The sequence below is a fragment of the Hoeflea marina genome, from assembly GCF_003182275.1.
Taxonomy (GTDB): Bacteria; Pseudomonadota; Alphaproteobacteria; order Rhizobiales; family Rhizobiaceae; genus Hoeflea; species Hoeflea marina.
Genome location: NZ_QGTR01000001.1, coordinates 132,602 through 155,223, shown reverse-complemented (window position 1 = coordinate 155,223; position 22,622 = coordinate 132,602). Strand labels below are relative to the sequence as shown.

The window sequence follows — 22,622 nt, the reverse complement described above, 5'->3', positions numbered from 1 at the left end:
GAGGGTGGGGGTACTTTGGCAGTCGCGATGGCGCCGGCCATTGAGTGCGGGGGAGGAAACAATCGGGGGCAAGCCGCGCCCCTGCCGGGATGCCGTCGCCGTCGCGTCGTCCATGCAGCGGCGGGGTCAGCCAAGCGGCGAATTGCCTGCCGCGATGCAGTCGAAGCCGCGCCGTTCGATGATCCGCGTCACCTCGTCGAGGCCGCCGTCCTGCATGGCGGCGACGGGAACTCCGCCAAAGCGCCGGACCCAGGCCTCGGTGTATTCGTCGACGATGGCGCGGCGGCCGGCCAGACCCGCCGGCGCGCTGATCGGCGCGGTGCAATTGACGACCACCGGAACGCAGCGGTCGCAGGCGGGAACCACCATCTGATAGGGCGCCGAGGCGCCGGCGCCGGTGATAACGAGAAACTGCCGGTAGACCTGCATGAACTCCTCGACCGACTTCGGCAGCGGGTCGGCGCCCGCGCCGGTGACGGCTGCCAGGCTTGCGAGCCCCACAAGGCCGACCCCGAGGCACGCCCTGATGACCCCGCCTGAAATCGCGCTAACTGCTCGCATCTCACTCTCCCTGCCTGGTTCTGGTCGCCTTGCCCGCGGCCCGCATCATCCCCGCGTCAGCGGCCGGCGCGTCGACAGCAGCAGACTGGTCTCGCTGGTGGCGACGCCGTCCATGCGGCGAATCTGCGCCAGCGTATCATCGAACTGCTGCAGGGTTTCAGTGCTGATCTCCACGATCAGGTCCCAGCGGCCATTGGTGGCGTGCACCGCCTGCACCGAAGTCAGTCCCTGCAGCCGCCCGGTGATGCGGTCCGCCCCCCTGCCCTCGATGCCGATCATCATCAGACCGCGCACCGGCGCCGCGGTGACATCGGCGCGGGTGAGCACGGTGAAACCGGCGATCTCGCCGCTCGAGGCGAGCTTCTCCAGCCGGGCGCGGATGGTGGCGCGCGAAATCGCAAGCGTGCCGGCCAGGTCGGAGAGGGCCGCGCGGCCGTCGCGGCGGAGCGCGGCGATCAGCCTCCGGTCAGTGTCGTCCATCTGGCTCATGCGGCATCTCCCGAAGATCTCGCATTACAACCGCCCCATCCGTCAACGGAATGGTCGGGCCGATGCCGAGGAAGATTAGGCCATTCGGCCGACATGGACAATGGTGCATTCCATTTCGGACAATTTGCAGTGCGAATTGGTAGATATTCGGGTTTCAACCGCCACCAGATCGGGTCATGTCTCCATGAAACGGAGAATGACCATGTCCAAGACCTGTATCCTGATCGGCGCGCCGATCGACGACGGCCAGAAGCGCCCCGGCTGCCTTATGGGACCGGCCGCCTATCGCGTCGCCGGCCTGGCATCCATGCTGGGCGAGCTCGGCTATCCGGTGGAGGATCGCGGCGATGTCGCGCCGCATGCGGTCGAGCCAGGCAACTGCGCCAATCCGGCGGTGCATTCGCTCGACGCGGTGCGCGCCTGGTCCGCCTCGCTGGCGGAAGCCGGAAAGGCGGCGATGCAGGACGGCTTTCCGATCTTTCTCGGCGGCGACCACAGCCTGTCGCTCGGCTCGGTGGCAGGCGTGACCAGCCACGCAATGGAGATCGGGCGGCCGCAATTCCTGCTCTGGCTCGACGCCCACACCGATTTCCACACGCCGATGACGACGCAGTCGGGCAATCTGCACGGCACGCCGGTGGCCTATATCGCCGGCCGCGACGGCTTTGACGCCTTCCCGCCCTTCCCGGCGCCGCTGCCGGCCGAGAACATCTGCCTGTTCGGCATCCGCTCGGTCGACAGCCAGGAACACGCGGCGCTGATCGAGCGCGACATCGCCATCAAGGACATGCGGGTGCTCGACGAGCACGGCATCGTCGCACCGCTGCGCGGCTTTCTCGATCGTGTGAAAGCCGCGGGCGGCATGCTGCATGTCTCGCTCGATGTCGATTTTCTCGATCCCACCATCGCGCCCGCCGTCGGCACCACGGTTCCGGGCGGCGCCACTTTCCGCGAGGCGCATCTGGTGATGGAGATGCTGCACGAGACCGGGCTGGTGACCTCGCTCGACCTGGTCGAGCTCAATCCGTTTCTCGACGAGCGCGGCCGCACCGCCAGGCTGATGGTCGACCTGACCGCCAGCCTGATGGGCCGCAAGGTCTTCGACCGCCCGACGCGGAGCTACGCATGAGAAATGCAACAGCGCCCGCGCCCGGGTGCAGGCGATGAATCAACCAATTCCGGCAAGGCCATGATCGACGAGTCTTTTTGACAGTCCTGCAGCCGCCGCCGAAACCCATCCTGAGGAGACCCACCGTGACCGACCCTTCCCGCCTCGCCCTCGTTCCCTTCGTGTCCGTCGCCGACATGATGCGGCTCGTCCATCACATCGGTCTGGAGACAGTGCTCACTGAACTCGCCGCCGAGATCGAGGCCGACTTCCGCCGCTGGGAGAGCTTTGACAAGACGCCGCGGGTGGCAAGCCACTCCGATGTCGGCGTCATCGAGCTGATGCCCACCTCCGACGGTTCGTTCTACGGCTTCAAATATGTCAACGGCCATCCGAAGAACATGAAGGAAGGGCTGCAGACGGTCACCGCCTTCGGCCTGCTCGCCGATGTGTCGACAGGCTATCCGGTGCTGCTGTCGGAGATGACGATCCTGACGGCGCTGAGAACGGCTGCCACCTCGGCGATGGCGGCAAAACACCTGGCGCCGAAGAACGCCACGACACTTGCCATCATCGGCAACGGCGCGCAGTCGGAATTCCAGGCGCTGGCCTTCAAGGCCGTCAACGGCATCACCGAGGTGCGGCTCTACGACATCGACCGCAGCGCCACCGAGAAATGCGCCCGCAACCTCGCCGGCAAGGGCCTGACAGTGGTCCCCTGCCGCTCGGCCGAGGAGGCCATCGAGGGCGCGCAGATCATCACCACCTGCACCGCCGACAAGCAGTATGCCACCATCCTGTCGGACAACATGGTCGGCCGCGGCGTGCACATCAACGCGATCGGCGGCGACTGCCCGGGCAAGACCGAACTCGCCCGCGCCATCCTCGACCGCTCCGACATCTTTGTCGAATATCCGCCGCAGACGCGCGTCGAGGGCGAGATCCAGCAACTCGACGCCGATCATCCGGTCAAGGAGCTCTGGCAGGTGATCACCGGCGCCGTGCCGGGCCGCGCCGACGCGGACGCCATCACGCTGTTTGACGGCGTGGGCTTCGCCATCGAGGATTTCTCCGCCCTGCGCTACGTCCACGGCCGGCTGAGGGACAGCGGCCACTTCCTGGAACTCGACATGATCGCCGACCCGGACGAGCCGCGCGACCTGTTCGGCATGCTGATGCGGGCGGGATAGACGGACGGCCGATCGTCCGGACAGCTGAATTGGCCGGCCGGAGCGCGCTCAGATGCCGAGCAGGTCGCTCAGCGCCTGCGGTACGTCGTAACTCAGGGTCTGGCGGTTGAACGGCACGGCGAAGCTCGCCGGCGATTTCGGGTCGGTGCTGTCGAGCCTGCGGACAATGACATCGCTGAAGCGGGTGTCGCCAGGTGCGATGTCGAAGATCAGCTCGTAGTCGTGGGCGTAGCAGGCGGCCATGCCGTCGCCGCAGGCGCCGGAATTGTCGGAATGGGTGTTGATGAAGCCGAGATCGGCTACCTTGTCGCCGACGAGCCCGAACACCGTCTCACCCACGCCGGTGTAGCCTTGCCCGGTATAGCCCGACTCCATCGTCCAGCCATAGGCCGCCGGCCCGATGCGCTGCAGCCGGAACTGCTTTTCGCCGGGAACCTCGCCCCAGGAGCCGGCGGGCTCGGCAAGCGAATTGCGCGCCACCAGCTCGAGGCGGCTGCTTCCGCCGCCGAGCACGATCAGGCCTATGCTGCCGGCGCAGGCATGGCAATCCGGACGGCCGCCGCCCTCCTGCAGCTCATAGCCGCCGATGACGAGATAGTATCGGCTGGCGCCGCCCTCGACGACGGTATCGAGCCGGTGCGGGCGCATGCAGACGGCCTTGCCCTCGACCGTGCCGAGCCAGCATTTCTGCCGCGTCGAATAGGGACCGTAAAATTCCTCCATGACCGCCGCCCAGAAGGCCTTCGGGCTTTGGGTGGCCGATGCCGGGATCGAGGTCTGCACCCCGGCCACCGCCGGGCCCGCCGCCAGCGCCAGCAGTGCCGCGACGAGAAATTTCAACATGCGGATCACGGTCTTGCCCCTGCCATTGAGAAGCCATGACTAAAGCATGGCAAACAGGGAGGCGCAATTATTCGCGGGCGGCGGCTAGGGCATTCCCACATGTCGCAAGGCCGCGTTCGACACCGTGGACCGCAGAGAATGTGTGGAACATAACGATAGGTCCGGGCGCAGCGCGCGAATGCCCCCTCACCGGCAATTTCCAGCGCTTGGCTGCGCCAAGACGCTGAAATTGCTTCCTCTCCCACCAAGGGAGAGGAGCCAATGCAGAAGCTGCGGCGCCAGGCTCTTGCAGCACAAACGCAAACGGCCCGGCGGGGCCGGACCGTTCGATGAGAGTTTCCGCCCGGCGGCTGGCCGGACGGGAATTGGTTGGCTCAGGCCTTGTCGAGCGCCTGTTCCAGATCGGCGATGATGTCGGCCACGTCCTCGATGCCGATCGACAGGCGGACCACTTCCGGGCCGGCGCCGGCGGCGACCTTCTGTTCGTCGGTGAGCTGGCGGTGGGTGGTGGACGCCGGGTGGATGACCAGCGACTTGGTGTCGCCGATATTGGCGAGATGCGAGAACATCTCGACGCCCTCGACCACCTTGACGCCGGCCTCGTAGCCGCCCTTGAGCCCGAAGGTGAAGACGGCACCGCCGCCCTTGGGCGAATAGCGCTGCTGCAGCGCGTGGTTCTCGTGGCTCGGCAGTCCGGCATAGGAGACCCAGGCGACCTTCGGATGCTTATCGAGCCAGCCGGCAACTTCCAGCGCATTGTCGGAATGGCGCTGCATGCGAAGCGGCAGCGTCTCGATGCCGGTCAGGATCATGAAGGCGTTGAAGGGCGAGATCGACGGGCCGAAATCGCGCAGGCCCAGCACGCGGGCGGCAATGGCGAAGGCGAAATTGCCAAAGGTCTCGTGCAGCACCATGCCGCCATATTCCGGGCGCGGCTCCGAGAGCATCGGATACTTGCCGGATTTCGACCAGTCGAAGGTGCCGCCGTCGACGATGATGCCGCCCATGGAATTGCCGTGGCCGCCGATGAATTTTGTCAGCGAGTGGACGACGATGTCGGCGCCATGCTCGATGGGGCGGATGAGATAGGGCGAGGCCATGGTGTTGTCGACGATCAGCGGCAGGCCGTGCTCGTGGGCGACCCTGGCGATCGCCTCGATGTCGACGAAGGTGCCGCCGGGATTGGCGAGGCTCTCGACGAAGATCGCCTTGGTGCGGTCGTCGATCTGAGCCGCGAAGCTCGCCGGATCGGATGAATCGGCCCAGCGCACCTGCCAGTCGAAATTCTTGAAGGCGTGGCCGAACTGGTTGATCGAGCCGCCGTAAAGCCGCTTGGCGGCAACGAAATTGTCGCCCGGCGTCATGATGTTGTGGAACACCAGGAGCTGTGCGGCGTGGCCGGTGGCCGTCGCCAGCGCCGCCGTGCCGCCCTCAAGTGCTGCCAGCCGCTCCTCGAGCACTGCCTGGGTCGGGTTCATGATGCGGGTGTAGATGTTGCCGAAGGCCTTGAGACCGAACAGCGAGGCGGCGTGGTCGGTGTCGTCGAAGACGAAGCTGGTGGTCTGGTAGATCGGCGTGGCGCGCGCGCCGGTGGTCGGATCGGGCTGGGCGCCGGCATGAATGGCTAGCGTGTTGAACCCCGGTTCTCTGTTCGACATGGACCTCTCCCTGTTTGGCCGTTTGGCGTGGGGAGCTTTATCCCGCATGCGGGACTGGAGGTCAAAGACGATTTTTCCGCCGGGGATGGACGCAGGAGGATGGATTTGCAGGCAATGGTCCAGAAGTGCCTCCGGTTTCGGCAGAGCGGCCTCGTGCCGGCGGCGGGCGACCGCCGACCGCCCTGTATCCCTCGACGCCAGGCCGTCGCCATGTTTTCAGGGCTCGGCTGTTGCGGCTTTCGGAAGCCTTCAGTCGGCCGCCGCCGGCAGCGCGGGATCCTCTTCCGGGTTCGCCTTCTTCCAGCGAATCGACGACCAGAGCGCCACGCCGATCAGGCCTGCGCCGAAGAGACCCGTGATCACTTCGGGGATGTGCACCATGGTCTGGGCATACATGATGACGGCAAGGGCGAGGATCGCCCAGAAGGCCCCGTGCTCAAGGTAGCGATAGTGCGAGAGGGTTCCTTTCTCGACCAGCATGATGGTCATCGACCGGACATACATGGCGCCGATGCCGAGGCCGATGGCGATCACGAAAAGGTTCTGGGAGAGTGCGAATGCACCGATGACGCCATCGAACGAGAAGCTCGCATCCAGCACCTCGAGATAGAGAAACGCCCCCAGCCCTCCCTTGGCCACGCCTTCGATGGCCTGCTGCGAGGCGTCGAGAACGCTGCCCAGGATCTCGACGGCGAGAAAGGTGATCAGGCCGTAGATCGCGGAGTGAAGGAAGGTCCGCGCGGTCTCGGCGTCGAGCAAGCGCGAGAACGCCACCATCGTGACGAGGACAAGGAAGACCTCCACGCCCTTGATGCCGGCGATCCTGGCCAGATGCGTCTCGATCCAGTGGATCCAGTGCACGTCCTTCTCAACGTTGAAGAAGAAGCCGAGGCCCACCATCATCAGGAACGTGCCGCCGAACGCGGCAATGCTCACATGGGATTCCGTCATGATGCGGGCGTATTCGTGCGGTTGCTCGACCGCGAGTGCGATGGCCGCAAACGGCCCGATGCCCGCGGCGACGGCGACGATGGCGAGCGGGAAGACGATGCGCATCCCGAAGACGGCAATGAGGATGCCCCAGGTCAGGAACCGGTGCTGCCATATCGGCGTCATGGTCTTGAGTTTCGCCGCGTTGACGATGGCGTTGTCGAACGACAGCGAGATTTCAAGCACGGCGAGCACTGCGCAGATGAAGAGGAACTGACCCGCGCCTGCGAGCGTTCCGGTCGCCTTCCAGCCCAACCAGGTGCCGAGCACCAGTCCCAGAATCGTGGCCAGGAACGCCCAGGTGAAATATTTGCAGTTCGCCATATCGTCCATTTCCAGAAGCGGGTGAATTTCGCGGTCGTCGACTGGCGTTGTATATAGGCGCGATCAAGGGTTAGCGAACCGGTTCTTCTTGCCGCGCCACGAAAATGGGTGGCCGAAGGCGGAATCCGGCCACCGCGCGGCGGCAGCCCGGGGTGGCCGCGGACGGTTTGCTTCGGGCGGCGGACCACACCGTGGGGCAGGACCCAAACTGTCCCCATATCCGCAACGGCGTCCCGGCTCGCGGACACGGTCGGCCGGATGCCGGCTCGGAGGTCGGCATGAGGGAGGAGAGAGCCCCGGCAATGTCGGGCCGTCGCCCGGCCACGCACGCCGAGGCGGCGGGCCGCACTCCCCCGCCCGACCCTGCCCCACTCTCACCCGATTTCCATGATCTGGGGGCTTTTGCCGTGGAGAGGAGTTCGAAATCCTTTCTTTACCATGATCGAGCATGCTGGGGATCACCGGCAGACTGGCGGTCGGATGCGGCCGTCATTGACCGGGCTTTGCAATGTTCAACCGATCGGGTGGACGCCGGCGGGCTCCTCCACGGGCATGCACTGCAATCACCGGCCCGGACCAGCGGGCGCGGCACTGACAATCGAGGACTGTGATTTGACTGATCGTGTGTACGGGTTGCGTCAGCGTTCGAAGAAAAGACCCTATGGCGCGAAGGCGGCGGCGGTGCTCGGTGTCGCTGCACTGATTGCGGTGACGTCACTGCTGGCGCATCAGCTTTCGCGCTTTGCCGGCGGCTTCACCGCGACGCCGGCCGCGCACGGCGCAGCGGTCGCGCCGATGGCGGATGCGACCCGCTTCAAGGCGCTGCGCGTCCATCATCGGGTGGAGGCCGCCGAAATCGCCCTTGTCGAGCCGAAGCCCGCCGCTGCGGTTCCGGTCAACCCGCCGGCAGCCGGCACAAGCCCGATGGCCGCCCGCGTCGCCCGCGGCCCGCGGGCAGCGGCCCACGCCGCCGACATCGATCCGCAGCGGTTTTCCTCGCCTCCGGCAGCAGCGCCCGCCGAATTGCCCGGCAGGCGCGACGGATGGATCGCCTCCTCGCCCTTCGAGGTGGCCGAGCTTCATTCCGCCGCTGCCGCCGGGGCGGCGAGCCACTGGCAGCAAAGGATCGGGGCCACCGCGCTCGCCGCCTCCGCCGAGCAGTTTGTCGCGCCGATGATGATTGCGCTGGCACTGGCCGAGTCGGTCGCCGAAACCGGGACTGCCGCCGCGCTTGAGACCCGCGACGCCGCGGCTGCCGCCGTTGCCGAGGCAGGCGCGGCCGCCGTCGAACTTGCCATGATGGTGCCGGTGCCTGAGCCGCGGCCGCAAGTGGCGGCACCCGTTGCGGCGGCCTCCGTTCAGGTCGCGGCCGAGGTTGTCGAGGCGGCAGTCGTGCCGGCCAGGCGCCCGGCGCGGCCGGCCGCCACCCCACAAAAGCCCGAGAGCGTGCTCGCCTATGCCAGCCCGGACGTGGCGGCGGACGAGGAAAAATCCGGCGGCATCTTCGGCCGGCTCCTGGGCGGCGGCTCGAGCAAGCGGCTTCCCGGCCGGGCCGCGAAGGTTGCCGTCTACGACATCTCGTCGGCGATCGTGCACATGCCCAACGGCGAGAAGCTCGAGGCGCATTCGGGCCTCGCCCACATGCAGGACGATCCGGACTATGTGAAACAGAAGAACCGTGGCCCGACACCGCCCAATCTCTACAATCTCCGGATGCGCGAAAGCCGCTTCCATGGCGTCGAGGCCATCCGTCTCCTGCCCGCCGACGGACGCAAGAAGTTCAACCGGGACGGCCTGCTCGCCCACACCTACATGTATGCCGGCGGCGGCAGCCGCTCGCAGTCCAACGGCTGCGTGGTGTTCAAGGACTACCAGCGCTTCCTCGCCGCCTTCAAGAAGGGCGAGATCGAGCGGCTGATCGTGGTGGAAAGCATGAGCAAGCTGCCCACCTATCTCGCCGCGCTGTAGCAGCGCCAGCGGCGGCATCGCGGATGGCGGCAACCGGCCGGGCCTCAGCCCTCCGGCACGATCAACGCCTGCCGGATTTCGTCGGGAGCCGATTCCGCCCAGATGAGCAGCTGGTCGAGCGCCGGACAGAGGCGCTGGCCCCATTCGGTCAAATGATACTCGACCCGCGGCGGCACCTCGGGGTGGACGATGCGCGCCACCACGCCGTCGCGTTCGAGCTGGCGCAGCTGCTGGATCAGCATCTTCTGCGAGATGGCCGGGATGGCGCGCTCGAGCTCGGAGAAGCGCTTGAGCCGACCGCCGAAGAGCTCGAACAGGATGATGAGCTTCCAGCGGCCCTCGAGCACGCCGAGCACGTTCTGGACGCTGCGCGCGCCGGATCCCGGGGCGTAATCGGGGCGCTTACTTCTTAGTGGGTACCTTACGTTTTCGTCGGTTCTTGTCATTCCCGCAGCCTATCCGCATATCCGGACCATCGCAACAAACGAACCGGATGTCCCGATGCAAGACCAGATTTCCCCCGCCCTGCCCGCCCCGATCTCGGCCTATCTGGAGGCGAATGCGCGGCTCGACGCCGAGGCGATGCTCGCCCCGTTCGCATCCGACGCCGTGGTCGGCGACGAGCGCCGCAGCCACGCCGGCACGGACGAAATCCGCGCCTGGATCCTCGAGGCGAGCATCGCCAACCAGGCGGTGCCGCGCGTCACCGGCTACCGGCTCGAGGACGGAGGCCAGGCCAGGCCGGATGTGCATGTGGTCGACGCCGAGGTCTCCGGCGGCTTTCCCGGCAGCCCCGTGCAATTGAGCTTCCGCTTCGTCCTCGCGGACGGCGCCATCGCCCGCCTGGCGATCTCCTGATGGGCGCGCGCATCGACGCGACCGAATTCGAAGGCAAGCGCATCGTCGTCACCGGCGGCAGCAAGGGCGCGGGCCGGGCGGTGATGGCGCGGCTGGCAGCCGGCGGCGGGCGCATGCTGACGGCGGCGCGCGGCGCGCCGGACGATCTGGATGCGGACAGCTTCGTGCAGGCCGATCTGTCGACGGTCGAGGGTGTCGGGCACCTGGCCGAGGCGGCGCTCGCAAGGCTCGGGGGCGTCGATATCCTGGTGCATGTGGTGGGCGGCTCGTCGTCGCCCGGCGGCGGCTTTGCCGCGCTTGATGACGCCGCCTGGGCGGCGGAGCTCGGCATCAACCTGATGACCGCGGTGCGGCTCGACCGGCTGCTGGTCCCGGGCATGATCGCCCGGGGCAAGGGAGCGGTGGTGCACACCTCGTCGATCCAGCGGCGGCTGCCGCTCTACGACTCGACCATCGCCTATGCGGCGGCGAAGGCGGCACTGTCGACCTATTCCAAGGCGCTGTCGAAGGAACTGGGGCCGAAGGGCGTGCGGGTCAACGCGGTGGCGCCCGGCTGGATCTACACCGACGCCTCGGCGCGGCTGGTGGAGCGGATCGCCGACAGCTCCGGCATCACCGAGGCGGCGGCGCGGCAGAGCATTCTCGACGCGCTGGGCGGCATCCCGATCGGTCGTCCGGCCGAGCCCGACGAGGTGGCGGAGCTGATCGCCTTCCTGGCCTCCGATCGGGCCGCGGCCATCCACGGCGCCGAATACACCATCGACGGCGGCACCGTGCCGACGGTCTGACGGGCGCGGACGGCGGTGAAAAAAAGGGACGGACCAAATGGTCCGTCCCTCAAGCTTCCCATGATCGCCCGGATCAGAGCTTCTTGTTGGCGTAGTCGGAGGCAGCCTTGGCGCCGTCCTTGACGGCGGCCTTGGCCTTGCCGACAGCCTGCTGGCCTTCGCCCTTGATTTCCTGCGCCTTGCCCTCGGCCTGGAGCTTTTCGTTGCCGACAGCCTTGCCAGCGCCCTGCTTGACGTTGCCGGCGGCTTCGTTGGCCATGCCGGTGATCTTGTCCTTGGTGCTACCCATGTCCGTGGTCTCCTGCGAGCCATGATCGGCCCGAGCACCTTCAACCCGGCAGCCGCCGATTGGTTCCAAAGCCGCGCGGGGAACGCGACAGGGAGCACACACCGCGCGCCTCAGTCCTTCGGGTCCGGCCTGCCGCGCAGCCCGAAGCTCTGGAATCCGTCGCGGCGAAGCGGCTTCTTAGACGAGATCACCCGGCTGTTGACGCCGCTCCAGCCGATCTCGCCCGACAGGCGCGCATATTCGATCTTCGGGCAGCGGTTCATCACCACCTTGATGCCGGCTGCCTCGGCGCGGGCGGCCGCCTCGTCGTGGCGCACGGTGAGCTGGGTCCAGATCACCCTGGGCAGCGGGTCGAGCGCCAGAACCTCGTCGACCACGCCGGGAACGGCGTCGGAGCCGCGGAAGACATCGACCATGTCGATCGGCTCGGGAATGTCGGCGAGCCTCGCGTAGACCGTCTGACCGAGGATCTCCTTGCCGGCCTGGCCCGGATTGACCGGTATGACGCGAAACCCCTTGTCGATGAGATATTTCATGACGAAGAAGCTGGGGCGGACGTCGTTGGCCGACGCGCCGACCATGGCGATGGTCTTCACCGAATGCAGGATCGAGGAAATATAGGCATTGTCATAGCTGTCGTGATTCATCGTTCCGCCGCATTGTTTCGCGTTGATATCGCTGACCGGAGCGCCAGTTTGCATAGAGTGGGGCGTTGGTAAAGGAAAACGACAATGAAGATGAGACATGCATTATCCGCCGCTCTGGCGCTCTCGACCCTGGTGATGGCAGGCCAGGCTTCGGCCATCAGCCGGATCGAAACGCTGGGCCAATCCTGCGGCGCCATCAAGCAGACGCTTGCCCGGGAAGGCGCGGCCATCCTGCGTCATCCGTCGCCGCGCAACTCGTCGATCACGCTCTACGACCGCTATGTGTCGAATCGTGGTTCGTGCACCTTCGGCGAGGTGACACAGCGGGCGTCCGTGCCGGCCAGCGACACGGCGTCATGCCCGGTGCTCAAATGCTACCGGCCCGACTATGACGACGACATCATGCGCATCCGCCCGCGCTTCGGTCGCGACTGAACGGCGCATCGGCCAGGTCGGCGACAGCCTGCTTCCGGCACCGGGCGGGAATGACCTCCATGCTCGAGGCAGGCTGTCGCCGGATCGATCGCACGGGCACCCATCCGGCACCCGGCCGCGCTCCGCTTATTCGCCCCTCGGCCCTCGCGGCTCGAGCCGAGCCCGCAGGTCGTCGCCCGCCTGGCGATGAGGGGATACCGGAGCGCCGCCCCCCCGACAGGGGCGGCGTGCCTGCGGCGCGGGTGGCTCCGGTGGCCGCAGTGCCGGAGGGAGCCGTGCCCCGACGCAGCAAGCAGATGCGCCCCGAGTCACTGCAGCCCTGAAGGCCTCCGCTCAGGGAGCCGTGCCCCGACGCAGCAAGCAGATGCGCCCCGAGTCACTGCAGCCCTGAAGGCCTCCGCTCGCCGGACAATCGCCCGCGAAAACTGCCGCTCCCAAGTATAGAAACTGATTTTTCGCAGATGCATCGCCGGCAATTGCGCCAGTCATGAGCCTGGTGTATGTATTGAATGCACTTTTTCAAATAGAATCTGAAAAATCACCTACGGGAGGATCCGCAATGCGCATTCTGACCTTTATTGGCGCCCTGTTGCTTCTGGCGGTCGCCATACCCGCCGCTCCGACATCCGCCTCCGCCCAGGCCTTGCGGACATGGGTTTCGGGTGTCGGCGACGACGCCAACCCCTGCAGCCGGACGGCGCCGTGCAAGACCTTCGCCGGCGCGATCTCCAAGACCGCCGCCGCCGGCCAGATCAGCGTGCTCGACCCGGGCGGCTTCGGCGCGGTCACGATCACCAAGGCGATCACCATCGACGGCACCGGCAGCCAGGCCGGCGTGCTGGCCAGCGGCACCAACGGCATCATCGTCAATGCCGGCGTCAACGACGTGGTGGTGCTGCGCGGCCTCGACATCGAGGGCGCGCTGACCGGCCTCAACGGCATCCGCTTCATCGCCGGCGCATCGCTGCATGTGCAGAATTCGTTCATCAGCGGCTTCCGCGGCGCGGCACCCAACGGCATGGGGATCGAATTCGCGCCGGCCAACACCGCCTCGCTGTTCGTGGACAACACCATCGTCAGCAACAACGGCAGCACCGCGAGCGCGGCAGGTACCGGCATCCGCATCAGGCCCACCGGCAGCGCCAGCGCCAGGGTTGTCATCGACCACTCGCAGGTCAACGACAACATCACCGGCCTCAGGGTGGTGACCAGCGACACCACCGGCACCGTCAATGTCGCCGTCCACGACACGTCGCTGTCCGGCAACCGCGACGTCGGGCTGCTGGTGGTCGCAGCAAGCTCCGCCGCCAATGTGATGATCGACAATGTCACGATCGAGGGCAATGCCAGCGTCGCCGGGATCCGCGCCGACGGCACGGCGGGCACGGTGCGGATGTCCAACAGCAACGTCACCGGCAATTCCACCGGGATGCAGACCGTCAACTCGGGCAAGATCCAGTCCTACGGCAACAATCACGTCGACGGCAACGGCACCGACGGGGCGCCGACCTCGACGATACCGCAGAAATAGCGGCGCCACCCGCACGGAGATCCGCCAGAGCCTCCCGGGCTGCCGCTACGAGATTCACACATTTCGGAGCGACCGCCCGTGTTCCTCCCGCTGCACATTTTCGGGCACATGCATAAGGGCCGCAACCTGATCGCTCAGGCCGGGGCGGAAATGCCCCGGGTCACCCGCATCGCCCGGACGTCACCCGGGCGCGGCATCCGTGCCGCTATTCTCCGGTCCAATGCGGGGCGCGCTTGTCGATGAAGGCGCCCATGCCCTCGTCGGCATCGCGGGCGAGCATGTTCTCGACCATGACCCCCGCGGTGTAGTCATAGGCGTCCGACAGCGACATCTCTGCCTGGCGGTAGAAGGCTTCCTTGCCGATCCGGACGGTCAAGGGTGATTTGGCAACAATGAGTTCGGCGTATTTCTGAACAGTCTGAGTCAGGTACTGGCGGGGGCAGACCCGGTTGACGAGGCCGATCTCGCGCGCCGTCGAGGCGTCGATCGTGTCGCCGGTGAGCAGCATTTCCATCGCCTGCTTGCGCGGCACATTGCGCGTCAGCGCCACCATGGGGGTGGAGCAGAACAGGCCGATGTTCACGCCCGGGGTGCAGAAATGGGACGTGTCGGAACAGACGGCGAGATCGCAGGAGGCAACCAGCTGGCAGCCTGCGGCGGTGGCAAGGCCGTCGACCTCGGCGATCACCGGCTTGGGCAGGTTCACGATCGTCTGCATGAGATCGGCGCACAGTTCCATGGTGCGGGAGAAAAAGGCCCTGCCCCCGTCTGCGTCGCCCCTGTGGCCCTGCAGTTCCTTGAGATCGTGACCGGCGGAGTACAGCTTGCCGGCGGCCGCCAGCACGACGACGCGAATGTCCGGATCGGCGCCCGCAGCCTCGAGCTCGGCCCTGAGCGCCTGCATCAGCGCGATGGACAGGGCGTTGGCGGGGGGATTGTTGAGCATCAGCCTGAGAACGCCGTTCTCGACGGTCTTGAGCACCAGGCCGGAACCGGCGGGTGCGAAGGGGGCGATGTCGGCCATGGAAGTCTCCTCGATCTGGATTGCCGACCTTGCCACGACTTGACGTTTGATGGCCAGCCCTCTCTGGTGGCGCCTGCAGCGCGCCGCACCGGCAAGGATTCGGTCGGCGCGCCGCAGTTCCTGATTTCGCATGCCGCCACCGCGGCCCCGGGGCACACCCCGCGCGCCATGCACCGACCAGACGGGATGATCCCATGAGCCTGACGCCGCTGATGACCGCCGACGAACTCACCCGGTTCCTCGACGCCGAGTTCCCGCAGGTCAATGCCGGCGGCCGGGTCTACACCGTCACCGAGGTGCGGCCGGGCGAGGCGGTGATGCGGCTCGACCCCGACAACGCCCATCTGAGGCCAGGCGGCACGATCTCCGGCCCGACCCTGTTCACGCTGTCGGATCTCGCCGCCTATGTGGCGATCCTCGCCCATATCGGGCCGGTGGCGCTGGCGGTGACCACCAATCTCAGCATCAATTTCCTGCGCAAGCCGGACATGACGCCGCATCTGGCGACCTGCCGGATTCTCAAGCTCGGCAAGCGGCTGGCGGTGGTGGAGGTGGCGATCGCGCCCGAATCCGGCGGCGATCTGGTGGCGCATGCGACCGCCACCTATTCGATTCCGCCGCGCTGATTATGCGGTATCTAAATACCACAATATTAAACTGTTGTTTTGTTTGAGTTTATTTTCAAACGTCGGAAAACTGTGCGCTTGACGCGTTTCCGGCCCTCGCCTATAAACCCACGCATTCGCGGGCTTTCGGGCCGGAATGACGTTGTCGCGACCAAAGCGCCGCCGGCAACACAAGCAACAAGAAACGTCCGGCATCGCCCGGATCCAGACTTGAAGAGAGAACATCATGAAAACCTTCTCGCAGAAGCCTGCAGAGGTGGAGAAGAAGTGGGTGATCATCGACGCCGAGCAGCTCGTCGTCGGTCGTCTTGCCACTGTCATCGCCAACCGTCTCCGCGGCAAGCACAAGGCCACCTTCACCCCGCATGTGGATGACGGCGACTACATCATCGTCATCAACGCCGCCAAGGCCGTGCTGACCGGCAACAAGTACTCCGACAAGAAGTACTACTGGCACACCGGTTATCCCGGCGGCATCAAGGAGCGCACCGCGCGCCAGATCTTCGAAGGCCGCTTCCCGGAGCGCGTTCTCGAGAAGGCTGTCGAACGCATGGTGCCCCGCGGCCCGCTCGGCCGTCGCCAGATGAAGAATCTGCGCGTCTATCCGGGTCCGGATCATCCGCATGAAGCACAGCAGCCCGTCGTCCTCGACGTCGCCGCTCTCAATTCCAAGAACAAAAGGAGCGCATGACCATGGCTGAGCTCAATTCGCTCGCAGAGCTGGGCACCGTTGCCACTTCGGCTGCTCCCGCCGCACCGGCCGCCCCCGTTCATGTCCGCAAGGTCGATGACCTGGGCCGGTCCTATGCCACCGGCAAGCGCAAGGACGCGGTCGCCCGCGTCTGGGTCAAGCCCGGCACCGGCAAGATCACGGTCAACGGCCGCGATTTCACCACCTATCTCGCCCGTCCGGTGCTGCAGATGGTTGTCCAGCAGCCGATCGTCGCCGCGGCCCGCGAAGGCCAGTTCGACGTGGTCTGCACCGTTGCCGGAGGCGGCCTCTCCGGCCAGGCCGGCGCGATCCGTCACGGCATCTCCAAGGCGCTGACCTATTACGAGCCGGGCCTGCGCGCCGTGCTCAAGAAGGGCGGCTTCCTGACCCGCGACAGCCGCGTCGTCGAACGCAAGAAGTACGGCAAGGCCAAGGCCCGTCGTTCGTTCCAGTTCTCCAAGCGCTAAGCGCTTCGGGACTTCGAAGATTGCAAGGCGGGGCTTCGGCTCCGCCTTTTTCGTTTGGGGGGTGCGGCATACGCGGTCGTGTCTTTCTGCGGATTGCGGACGGCGGTCTTGTGGTGGGTCGGTTTCCGACAGCCTCACCGCATTGCCTGCGCCGCCTGAGGCAGGCGCCCCGGCGGACCGCTCATGCCGCATATTCCGGCATGCCGATAAGGGCGACCGCAGACGCGGCCGCCCTTATCGATGCTTCGACGTTCCGGACGTTTCGGTCGCGGGGCGGGCTCGCAACTTCACTCAGCGCGCGGCGAGACGCCGAGCCTGTTGCGGCTGTCGAAGCCGCCGATGGACGCGGTCGAGGTATAGTCGATGCCGTCGAACAGGCGTGCGCCGGTGAAGACGGGCGAGCCGTCGCCAAGACGCGGCTGCCGGACTTCCGTCGAGACGGCGACGACAAGAGGTGCCGAATGCGAGCCGGAGGCGGCGGGGAAGTCATAGGCGTCGAGCGCGGTGGAGCCGGCGAAAGCGGCGGTGGAGGCGGCCAGGGTCAGGCCGAATGCGAGGACGAGCTTGGTCATTGTCGAGTTCCTATCCATTCAGTTCAGGTTGGTTGGGAGGACGACGCCCGAAGCGGGCGATCTGTCGGCGCCAGTGCTTGTGCGGCCGGCGTTGGGCGGCCTTTAAAAGCCTCATCATGGCAATGAGCGTGGTCGCCAGCGTTGGAAAACCGACGAAATGCCGGCCGCAAGCGTTGAATTTTCGCGGAGCCGATCGTCTTTCGGCGCGTGCCTCACCGTGGCGGATGGTCTGTCCGCCCCTCCGCCGGTCCATCGCTGCTTTATCCGCCGGGACAAATGCGCTAGACCGGATCATCCTCAAATGCCCCGGATGAACCGATGCCCGACAAGTCCATCGACCATGCCTTCACCGCCCGCAGCCTGACCTCGGCCGCCACGGATCCGACCCATGCCGGGGCGCTGTCGTTCATGCGCCGCCGCTACAGCAAGAGCCTCGAGGGCGTCGACGCGGTGGTCTGGGGCATTCCCTTCGACGCGGCGGTGTCGAACCGGCCCGGCGCCCGATTCGGCCCGCAGGCGATCCGGCGCGCTTCGGCTATCTTCGACAACGACCCGCAATACCCGTTTCAGCGCGACCTGTTCGAGGCCATGGCGGTGATCGATTACGGCGACTGCCTGCTCGACTACGGCAACCACCAGGAGACGCCGGCGGCAATCGAGCGGGAGGCGACGACGATCCTCGCGTCGGGCGCGTTCCTCCTGTCGCTGGGCGGCGACCACTATGTCACCTGGCCGCTCCTCAAGGCGCACGCGGCCCGGCACGGGCCGCTGGCGCTGGTGCAGTTCGACGCCCACCAGGACACCTGGTATGACGACGGCAAGCGCATCGACCACGGCTCCTTCGTCGGACGCGCGGCGCGGGACGGCACGATCGACACGAGCCGCTCGATCCAGGTCGGCATCCGCACGCACGCACCCGAGGATTGCGGCATCCGGATGCTTTACGGCCACGAGGTCGAGGATCTGAGCGCCGCCGAGATCGCCCGCACCATCCTCGAGCATGTCGGCGACGCGCCCTGCTACCTGACCTTTGACATCGACTGCTTCGACCCGGCCTACGCGCCGGGCACCGGCACCCCTGTGGCGGGCGGACCATCGACGGCGAAGATCCTTTCGGTGTTGCAGAAGCTCGGCGCGCTCGACATCCGCGGCGCCGATGTGGTCGAAGTGGCGCCCGCCTACGACCATGCCGACATCACCGCGATTGCCGGCGCCAGCGTGGCGATGTACATGCTCGGGCTGAGAGCCGAAAGGCTGGCGAGGGGCCGATGAGGCCGTTGCCAAATTGAATCAAGCGGCTGCCGGATTGAATCCGCAGTCGTTCACAACCATCTGACATCGAACAACATTCCGGATACAGACATGGCAGCGAAGATCTTCATCGACGGCGAGCATGGCACCACCGGGCTGCAGATCCTGACGCGGCTCGCGGGCCGGACCGACATCGATCTGTTGTCGATCCCGACCGACAAGCGCAAGGATCCCGACACCCGCGCCGAGTTCCTGCGCGCAGCCGACATCGCCATTCTGTGCCTGCCGGACGCGGCGGCGAAGGAATCGGTGGCGCTGGCCGCCGATGCCGGCACCCGCTTCATCGATGCATCGACCGCCCACCGCACCGCTGACGGCTGGGTCTACGGCTTCGCCGAAATGGACAGGGGCCAGGCCGGGTTGATAGCCGCGGCGCAGTTCGTCTCAAATCCCGGCTGCTGGCCGCAGGGACCGATCGCCATGCTCCGGCCGCTGATCGAGGCCGGCCTGCTGCCCGCCGACCACGCCGTCTCGATGAGCGGCATCACCGGCTATTCCGGCGGCGGACGGCAGATGATCGAGGACTACGAGGGCCAGGGCGACAGCGCGCCGGCCTACCTGCCCTACGGGCTGACGCTGCAGCACAAGCATGTGCCGGAACTGCAGCTCAACGCCAGGCTCACGCGCACGCCGATGATGATGCCGGTGGTGGGCGATTTTGCGCAAGGAATGGTGACGATGGTCCCGCTGCAGCTCGACCGGCTGGAGAAAATTCCGACCGGCGCGCAACTGCATGCGGCGATCGCCGACCACTATGCGGCGATGCCCGGGTCACTCGTCGATGTGGCGCCCTACGCCAATTCCGAGCGCTCGCCCGACATCAATCCGGAGCGACACAACAACACCGACCGCATGACGCTGCATGTGCACGCCAACGACGCCCGCGCCCAGGCGCTGCTGATTGCCGTCTACGACAATCTCGGCAAGGGCGCCTCGGGTGCCGCGGTGCAGAACCTGAAACTGATGGCCGGACTCTAAAGCGGAAGTGAATTTCACTTCGTCGCCGGACAATGCAACGATCGGGGGCGCTTCTGCTGTCCAGCGAACTGCAGAAGCGCCCCAAGGCGGCCATTGCCCGATCGGCGGTCAGAAGCCTTCGACGACCACCTTGCCCTTGACCGTGCCGGCCTCGACCAGCGCATGCGCCTTGCGCATGGTTTCGGCATTGATCGGCGCGAGCACCGTGTCGAGCGTGGTGCGGATGCGGCCGGCGTCGACCTCGGCGGCGACATAGGTGAGCAGGTTATGCTGCTCGATCATGTCGGGCGTCTGGTGCATGGCGCGGGCAAACATGAACTCCCAGTGCAGGCTGGCGGATTTCATCTTCATGCCGGCCATCGGCATCGGCAGGTCGGTGGCGTCTATGCTGACGATGCCGCCCTGCGGACGGATCAGCTCGACCGCCGCCGCCCAATGCCGCATGTCGTTGAAGATTGCGATGTGATCGACATGCCGGAAGCCCAATGCACGGACCTGCTCGACCATGTCCTTGCGGTGATTGACCACGTGATCGGCGCCGAGGTCACGGACCCAGCTTTCGGTCTCCGAACGTGAGGCGGTGGCGATGACGACGAGGCCCGCGGCCTTCGCCAGCTGAATGCCGATCGAACCGACGCCGCCGGCGCCGCCGACGATGAGGATCGACTGGCCCCTGTCGGCGCCGTCGCGGTCGATGCCGAGGCGATCGAAGAACGCCTCATAGGCGGTGATGGTGGTCAGCGGCAGCGCCGCGGCCTCGGCGAAGCCCAGGCTCTTCGGCTTGACGCCGACGATGCGCTCGTCGACCAGGTGGAATTCCTGGTTGGTGCCCGGGCGGGTGATGTCGCCGGCATAATAGACCTCGTCCCCCACCTTGAAGAGCGTGACGTCCTCGCCGACGGCCTCGACGACACCGGAAGCGTCATAGCCGATGACCCGCGGCGTCTCCTCGACCGTGTCCTTCGGCGCGCGCACCTTGGTGTCGACGGGATTGATCGACACCGCCTTGACGGCGACCAGGAGATCGCGGCCGGACGGCGCCGGCCTGGGCAGATCGACATCGAGGAAGGCGTTGGGGTCGGTGACGGGGAGATAGTGCGTGAGGGCGACGGCTTTCATGGGAAATCCAATCCGGAGGAGCAAGGGGTCCTGCCCGGTCTAGCGTCTTGCCATCGCCGGATAAACGCGTCAGATACAAATTGATAATCCGGAATTTCCGCACAATGCTCGTCGACAACATCGCCCTGTTCCAGAAGATCGTCGAGCAGGGAAGCCTGTCGGCCGCCGGGCGCGAACTCGGCCTGTCGCCGACGACCGTGTCCGAGCGGCTTTCGGCGCTGGAGGCGCATTACGGCGTGGTGCTGCTCAACCGCACCACCCGCGCCATCAGCCTGACCGAGGAGGGCCGGACGCTGGTCGAGGGCGCCCGGCAGGTGCTGGGCGAGATCGAGGATCTGGAGGCCCGCATCCGCCTCGGGGCGCAGACGCTTTCGGGGCTGATCCGCGTCAGCGCGCCGAGCGACCTTGGCCGCACCGTCGTGGCCGCGGAGATCGACCGTTTTCTCGCCGAGCACCCTTCGATCTCGGTCGAGGTGATGCTCTCTGACGGCTATATCGACATTGTCGGCCAGGGCTTCGACATCGCAGTGCGCTTCGGCACCGTGACCGACAGCTCGCTGCGGGTGCGCAGCATGGGCGCGTGGCGGCGGGTGGTCTGCGCTGCGCCCGGCTATCTCGACCGGCGCGGCGCGCCGAAGACACCAGCCGACCTCAAGGACCACAACTGCCTGGTGATGCGCTTCGGCGCCAATCTCGACAATGTCTGGCTGCTGGGCTCCCCCGCCGGGCCGCAGCCGGTCACGGTGCGCGGCGACCGCGTCGCCAATGACAGCGCGCTGGTGCGGCAATGGGCGCTGGAAGGCCACGGCGTGGTGTTCCGGTCGGAACTCGATGTCGGCGCCGACATCCGGGCCGGACGCCTGGTCGAGCTGCTTGCCGGCTTCGCACCCCCTCAGCTGCCGATCCAGATGCTGTTTCCGCCAAGCCGCGCCCAGCCCAGACGGGTGCGCGCGCTCGCCGACCGGCTGGCGGCCGCCATCCACGCGATGTGAACGATTGACTTGGCCGGCGCTCTTCAGCTGCGAACGACAACCGCCGTCTCGACCGGATATTCGCCGATAAAGCCGCGCCAGTGGGCGACCGCGAAGCCGAGCACGACCAGCGCCCAGCCCTGGTGCGCAAGGGCCCAGCCGAAGGGCACCTGCAGGACGAGCGTGGCGATGCCAAGCGCCGCCTGGATGGTGACAAGACCGAAGAGCACGACGGCGCGGCGGGCATGGGTTGTGCGCGGCGCGTGCGCAAGGGCGAAGAGCATGTGCATGAGGACCGCGGTCCACAGCAGATAGGCGCCGACGCGGTGCTCGAACTGCACGGTCTTGACGCTTTCGAACAGATTGCGCCAGAGGGGATCGATGCCGAAGAGCTGCTCGGGCACCAGTCTGCCGTCCATCAGCGGCCAGGTGTTGTAGGCCAGGCCGGCGTCGAGACCGGCGACGAGACCGCCCAGATAGATCTGCACGAGCACCATCAGCACGATCAGCGCCGCCGCCCAGGCGAGACCGCGCGTCGGCGCGCGGTCTCCCGAATGCGGCGACAGTCCGCGCATCACCCAGACGATCGCCGCGAAAATGGCGCAGGCCAGCGACAGATGGGTGGCGAGCCGGTACTGGCTGACATCGACACGGTCGACGAGGCCCGAGGCCACCATCCACCAGCCGACGGCACCCTGCAGCGCGCCCAGCGCCAGCAGGCCCGCCAGCGGCCAGCGCAACCGACTTTCGATGCGTCCGGTCACCAGGAAGAGGAGGAACGGCACGCCGAAGAGCACACCGACCGAGCGGGCGAGAAAGCGGTGCGCCCACTCCCACCAGTAGATCGACTTGAAGGCCTCCAGCGTCATGCCCTTGTTGATGAGCTGGTATTCGGGGATCTGGCGGTAGAGCTGCAGTTCCTCCTGCCACTCGGCTTCGCTCAGCGGAGGAATGACGCCGTGGATCGGCTTCCACTCGGTGATCGACAGACCGGAATCGGTGAGCCGGGTGGCGCCGCCGACCAGCACCAGGGCAAAGATGGCGACAAGCACGATGCCGAGCCAGATCCGCATCAGCCGCCGGTTGCGGACGAGCGCCGCCTGGCGGGCGAGGACGGTTTCGATTGCGGCTGTCTGATCGGTCATCGGGCGGCGGTCTCCGGG

25 protein-coding genes are annotated in these 22,622 nt (G+C 66.6%); 13 read left to right on the top strand and 12 right to left on the bottom strand.

Annotated elements, in window-relative coordinates; genetic code table 11:
• Positions 1–126 precede the first annotated feature (126 nt).
• Complete coding sequence (locus DFR52_RS00815; RefSeq protein WP_146215514.1) at positions 127–561, bottom strand: hypothetical protein; 435 nt, start codon at positions 559–561, stop codon at positions 127–129.
• A gap of 45 nt (positions 562–606) precedes the next feature.
• Positions 607–1,041, bottom strand: coding sequence for an Lrp/AsnC family transcriptional regulator (locus tag DFR52_RS00810; RefSeq protein ID WP_110031052.1), 435 nt, complete (start codon positions 1,039–1,041; stop codon positions 607–609).
• 211 nt (positions 1,042–1,252) lie between these two features.
• Between DFR52_RS00810 and rocF the strand changes: the two genes are divergently transcribed.
• Positions 1,253–2,179 (top strand): arginase, encoded by a 927-nt coding sequence (gene rocF / locus DFR52_RS00805; RefSeq protein ID WP_110031051.1) that lies wholly within the window; start codon positions 1,253–1,255, stop codon positions 2,177–2,179.
• Positions 2,180–2,304: 125 nt separating this feature from the next.
• Complete coding sequence (locus DFR52_RS00800; protein WP_110030038.1) at positions 2,305–3,348, top strand: ornithine cyclodeaminase; 1,044 nt, start codon at positions 2,305–2,307, stop codon at positions 3,346–3,348.
• Positions 3,349–3,396: 48 nt separating this feature from the next.
• On the opposite strand, the gene DFR52_RS00795 is transcribed toward DFR52_RS00800, so the two are convergent.
• The 3 genes from DFR52_RS00795 to DFR52_RS00785 all read right to left on the bottom strand — a co-directional run bounded on the left by DFR52_RS00795 (position 3,397) and on the right by DFR52_RS00785 (position 7,163).
• Complete coding sequence (locus DFR52_RS00795; protein ID WP_110030037.1) at positions 3,397–4,191, bottom strand: hypothetical protein; 795 nt, start codon at positions 4,189–4,191, stop codon at positions 3,397–3,399.
• A gap of 374 nt (positions 4,192–4,565) precedes the next feature.
• Positions 4,566–5,849: an O-acetylhomoserine aminocarboxypropyltransferase gene (locus DFR52_RS00790; RefSeq protein WP_110030036.1), complete on the bottom strand. Its 1,284-nt coding sequence runs from the start codon at positions 5,847–5,849 to the stop codon at positions 4,566–4,568.
• Positions 5,850–6,098: 249 nt separating this feature from the next.
• Positions 6,099–7,163, bottom strand: a complete 1,065-nt coding sequence (locus DFR52_RS00785) for a DUF475 domain-containing protein (RefSeq protein WP_425351123.1) — start codon at positions 7,161–7,163, stop codon at positions 6,099–6,101.
• Positions 7,164–7,775: 612 nt separating this feature from the next.
• Between DFR52_RS00785 and DFR52_RS00780 the strand changes: the two genes are divergently transcribed.
• Positions 7,776–9,131, top strand: coding sequence for a DUF2778 domain-containing protein (locus tag DFR52_RS00780; RefSeq protein ID WP_245415143.1), 1,356 nt, complete (start codon positions 7,776–7,778; stop codon positions 9,129–9,131).
• 44 nt (positions 9,132–9,175) lie between these two features.
• Here DFR52_RS00780 and DFR52_RS00775 read toward each other — a convergent pair whose 3' ends face one another.
• A complete protein-coding gene (locus DFR52_RS00775; protein ID WP_110030034.1) occupies positions 9,176–9,577 on the bottom strand; it encodes a winged helix-turn-helix transcriptional regulator in 402 nt (133 codons plus the stop codon).
• Between the two features lie 55 nt (positions 9,578–9,632).
• Between DFR52_RS00775 and DFR52_RS00770 the strand changes: the two genes are divergently transcribed.
• The gene (locus DFR52_RS00770) at positions 9,633–9,989 is read left to right on the top strand and encodes a nuclear transport factor 2 family protein (RefSeq protein WP_210205743.1); all 357 of its coding nucleotides are present in this window, start codon (positions 9,633–9,635) and stop codon (positions 9,987–9,989) included.
• Positions 9,989–10,777 (top strand): SDR family oxidoreductase, encoded by a 789-nt coding sequence (locus DFR52_RS00765; protein WP_110030033.1) that lies wholly within the window; start codon positions 9,989–9,991, stop codon positions 10,775–10,777. The genes DFR52_RS00770 and DFR52_RS00765 overlap by 1 nt, the downstream gene beginning before the upstream one ends.
• A 73-nt stretch (positions 10,778–10,850) precedes the next feature.
• Here the strand turns inward: DFR52_RS00765 and DFR52_RS00760 are convergent, their stop codons facing one another.
• A complete protein-coding gene (locus DFR52_RS00760; RefSeq protein ID WP_110030032.1) occupies positions 10,851–11,066 on the bottom strand; it encodes a CsbD family protein in 216 nt (71 codons plus the stop codon).
• Between the two features lie 110 nt (positions 11,067–11,176).
• Complete coding sequence (locus tag DFR52_RS00755; protein WP_110030031.1) at positions 11,177–11,713, bottom strand: CoA-binding protein; 537 nt, start codon at positions 11,711–11,713, stop codon at positions 11,177–11,179.
• A gap of 90 nt (positions 11,714–11,803) precedes the next feature.
• Between DFR52_RS00755 and DFR52_RS00750 the strand changes: the two genes are divergently transcribed.
• Both DFR52_RS00750 and DFR52_RS00745 read left to right on the top strand, forming a co-directional pair.
• Positions 11,804–12,148: a hypothetical protein gene (locus DFR52_RS00750; protein ID WP_245415142.1), complete on the top strand. Its 345-nt coding sequence runs from the start codon at positions 11,804–11,806 to the stop codon at positions 12,146–12,148.
• Between the two features lie 559 nt (positions 12,149–12,707).
• Positions 12,708–13,679, top strand: a complete 972-nt coding sequence (locus tag DFR52_RS00745) for a right-handed parallel beta-helix repeat-containing protein (protein WP_110030030.1) — start codon at positions 12,708–12,710, stop codon at positions 13,677–13,679.
• A gap of 205 nt (positions 13,680–13,884) precedes the next feature.
• On the opposite strand, the gene DFR52_RS00740 is transcribed toward DFR52_RS00745, so the two are convergent.
• Positions 13,885–14,703: an enoyl-CoA hydratase gene (locus tag DFR52_RS00740; RefSeq protein ID WP_110030029.1), complete on the bottom strand. Its 819-nt coding sequence runs from the start codon at positions 14,701–14,703 to the stop codon at positions 13,885–13,887.
• A gap of 194 nt (positions 14,704–14,897) precedes the next feature.
• Between DFR52_RS00740 and DFR52_RS00735 the strand changes: the two genes are divergently transcribed.
• The 3 genes from DFR52_RS00735 to rpsI all read left to right on the top strand — a co-directional run bounded on the left by DFR52_RS00735 (position 14,898) and on the right by rpsI (position 16,508).
• The gene (locus DFR52_RS00735; protein WP_110030028.1) at positions 14,898–15,329 is read left to right on the top strand and encodes a PaaI family thioesterase; all 432 of its coding nucleotides are present in this window, start codon (positions 14,898–14,900) and stop codon (positions 15,327–15,329) included.
• A 226-nt stretch (positions 15,330–15,555) separates the two neighbouring features.
• Positions 15,556–16,020: a 50S ribosomal protein L13 gene (gene rplM, locus DFR52_RS00730; protein WP_110030027.1), complete on the top strand. Its 465-nt coding sequence runs from the start codon at positions 15,556–15,558 to the stop codon at positions 16,018–16,020.
• A gap of 2 nt (positions 16,021–16,022) precedes the next feature.
• Positions 16,023–16,508 carry a 30S ribosomal protein S9 gene (gene rpsI / locus DFR52_RS00725; RefSeq protein ID WP_110030026.1) on the top strand — a complete coding sequence of 162 codons (486 nt, stop codon included), beginning with the start codon at positions 16,023–16,025 and terminating at the stop codon, positions 16,506–16,508.
• Between the two features lie 287 nt (positions 16,509–16,795).
• Here the strand turns inward: rpsI and DFR52_RS00720 are convergent, their stop codons facing one another.
• Complete coding sequence (locus tag DFR52_RS00720) at positions 16,796–17,080, bottom strand: hypothetical protein (RefSeq protein ID WP_110030025.1); 285 nt, start codon at positions 17,078–17,080, stop codon at positions 16,796–16,798.
• Between the two features lie 318 nt (positions 17,081–17,398).
• On the opposite strand from DFR52_RS00720, the gene speB reads away from it, so the two are divergent.
• A complete protein-coding gene (gene speB, locus DFR52_RS00715) occupies positions 17,399–18,352 on the top strand; it encodes an agmatinase (protein WP_110030024.1) in 954 nt (317 codons plus the stop codon).
• Between the two features lie 90 nt (positions 18,353–18,442).
• Positions 18,443–19,369 carry an N-acetyl-gamma-glutamyl-phosphate reductase gene (argC, locus tag DFR52_RS00710; RefSeq protein ID WP_110030023.1) on the top strand — a complete coding sequence of 309 codons (927 nt, stop codon included), beginning with the start codon at positions 18,443–18,445 and terminating at the stop codon, positions 19,367–19,369.
• 108 nt (positions 19,370–19,477) lie between these two features.
• On the opposite strand, the gene DFR52_RS00705 is transcribed toward argC, so the two are convergent.
• Positions 19,478–20,488: a zinc-binding alcohol dehydrogenase family protein gene (locus tag DFR52_RS00705; protein ID WP_110030022.1), complete on the bottom strand. Its 1,011-nt coding sequence runs from the start codon at positions 20,486–20,488 to the stop codon at positions 19,478–19,480.
• A 104-nt stretch (positions 20,489–20,592) separates the two neighbouring features.
• Here DFR52_RS00705 and DFR52_RS00700 point away from each other — a divergent pair, with 104 nt between their 5' ends.
• Positions 20,593–21,480 (top strand): LysR family transcriptional regulator, encoded by an 888-nt coding sequence (locus DFR52_RS00700; protein WP_110030021.1) that lies wholly within the window; start codon positions 20,593–20,595, stop codon positions 21,478–21,480.
• Positions 21,481–21,503: 23 nt separating this feature from the next.
• Here the strand turns inward: DFR52_RS00700 and DFR52_RS00695 are convergent, their stop codons facing one another.
• Positions 21,504–22,604, bottom strand: coding sequence for a COX15/CtaA family protein (locus DFR52_RS00695; protein ID WP_110030020.1), 1,101 nt, complete (start codon positions 22,602–22,604; stop codon positions 21,504–21,506).
• Positions 22,605–22,622 lie beyond the last annotated feature (18 nt).

Excerpts from the sequence above, each read along its gene's own strand:
- DFR52_RS00815 (WP_146215514.1), bottom strand. The coding sequence starts at position 561 with ATGCGAGCAGTTAGCGCGATTTCAGGCGGGGTCATCAGGGCGTGCCTC.
- DFR52_RS00810 (WP_110031052.1), bottom strand. The coding sequence starts at position 1,041 with ATGGACGACACTGACCGGAGGCTGATCGCCGCGCTCCGCCGCGACGGC.
- rocF (WP_110031051.1), top strand. The coding sequence starts at position 1,253 with ATGTCCAAGACCTGTATCCTGATCGGCGCGCCGATCGACGACGGCCAG.
- DFR52_RS00795 (WP_110030037.1), bottom strand. The coding sequence starts at position 4,191 with ATGTTGAAATTTCTCGTCGCGGCACTGCTGGCGCTGGCGGCGGGCCCG.
- DFR52_RS00790 (WP_110030036.1), bottom strand. The coding sequence starts at position 5,849 with ATGTCGAACAGAGAACCGGGGTTCAACACGCTAGCCATTCATGCCGGC.
- DFR52_RS00785 (WP_425351123.1), bottom strand. The coding sequence starts at position 7,163 with ATGGCGAACTGCAAATATTTCACCTGGGCGTTCCTGGCCACGATTCTG.
- DFR52_RS00775 (WP_110030034.1), bottom strand. The coding sequence starts at position 9,577 with ATGACAAGAACCGACGAAAACGTAAGGTACCCACTAAGAAGTAAGCGC.
- DFR52_RS00770 (WP_210205743.1), top strand. The coding sequence starts at position 9,633 with ATGCAAGACCAGATTTCCCCCGCCCTGCCCGCCCCGATCTCGGCCTAT.
- DFR52_RS00765 (WP_110030033.1), top strand. The coding sequence starts at position 9,989 with ATGGGCGCGCGCATCGACGCGACCGAATTCGAAGGCAAGCGCATCGTC.
- DFR52_RS00760 (WP_110030032.1), bottom strand. The coding sequence starts at position 11,066 with ATGGGTAGCACCAAGGACAAGATCACCGGCATGGCCAACGAAGCCGCC.
- DFR52_RS00755 (WP_110030031.1), bottom strand. The coding sequence starts at position 11,713 with ATGAATCACGACAGCTATGACAATGCCTATATTTCCTCGATCCTGCAT.
- DFR52_RS00750 (WP_245415142.1), top strand. The coding sequence starts at position 11,804 with ATGAGACATGCATTATCCGCCGCTCTGGCGCTCTCGACCCTGGTGATG.
- DFR52_RS00745 (WP_110030030.1), top strand. The coding sequence starts at position 12,708 with ATGCGCATTCTGACCTTTATTGGCGCCCTGTTGCTTCTGGCGGTCGCC.
- DFR52_RS00740 (WP_110030029.1), bottom strand. The coding sequence starts at position 14,703 with ATGGCCGACATCGCCCCCTTCGCACCCGCCGGTTCCGGCCTGGTGCTC.
- DFR52_RS00735 (WP_110030028.1), top strand. The coding sequence starts at position 14,898 with ATGAGCCTGACGCCGCTGATGACCGCCGACGAACTCACCCGGTTCCTC.
- rplM (WP_110030027.1), top strand. The coding sequence starts at position 15,556 with ATGAAAACCTTCTCGCAGAAGCCTGCAGAGGTGGAGAAGAAGTGGGTG.
- rpsI (WP_110030026.1), top strand. The coding sequence starts at position 16,023 with ATGGCTGAGCTCAATTCGCTCGCAGAGCTGGGCACCGTTGCCACTTCG.
- DFR52_RS00720 (WP_110030025.1), bottom strand. The coding sequence starts at position 17,080 with ATGACCAAGCTCGTCCTCGCATTCGGCCTGACCCTGGCCGCCTCCACC.
- speB (WP_110030024.1), top strand. The coding sequence starts at position 17,399 with ATGCCCGACAAGTCCATCGACCATGCCTTCACCGCCCGCAGCCTGACC.
- argC (WP_110030023.1), top strand. The coding sequence starts at position 18,443 with ATGGCAGCGAAGATCTTCATCGACGGCGAGCATGGCACCACCGGGCTG.
- DFR52_RS00705 (WP_110030022.1), bottom strand. The coding sequence starts at position 20,488 with ATGAAAGCCGTCGCCCTCACGCACTATCTCCCCGTCACCGACCCCAAC.
- DFR52_RS00700 (WP_110030021.1), top strand. The coding sequence starts at position 20,593 with ATGCTCGTCGACAACATCGCCCTGTTCCAGAAGATCGTCGAGCAGGGA.
- DFR52_RS00695 (WP_110030020.1), bottom strand. The coding sequence starts at position 22,604 with ATGACCGATCAGACAGCCGCAATCGAAACCGTCCTCGCCCGCCAGGCG.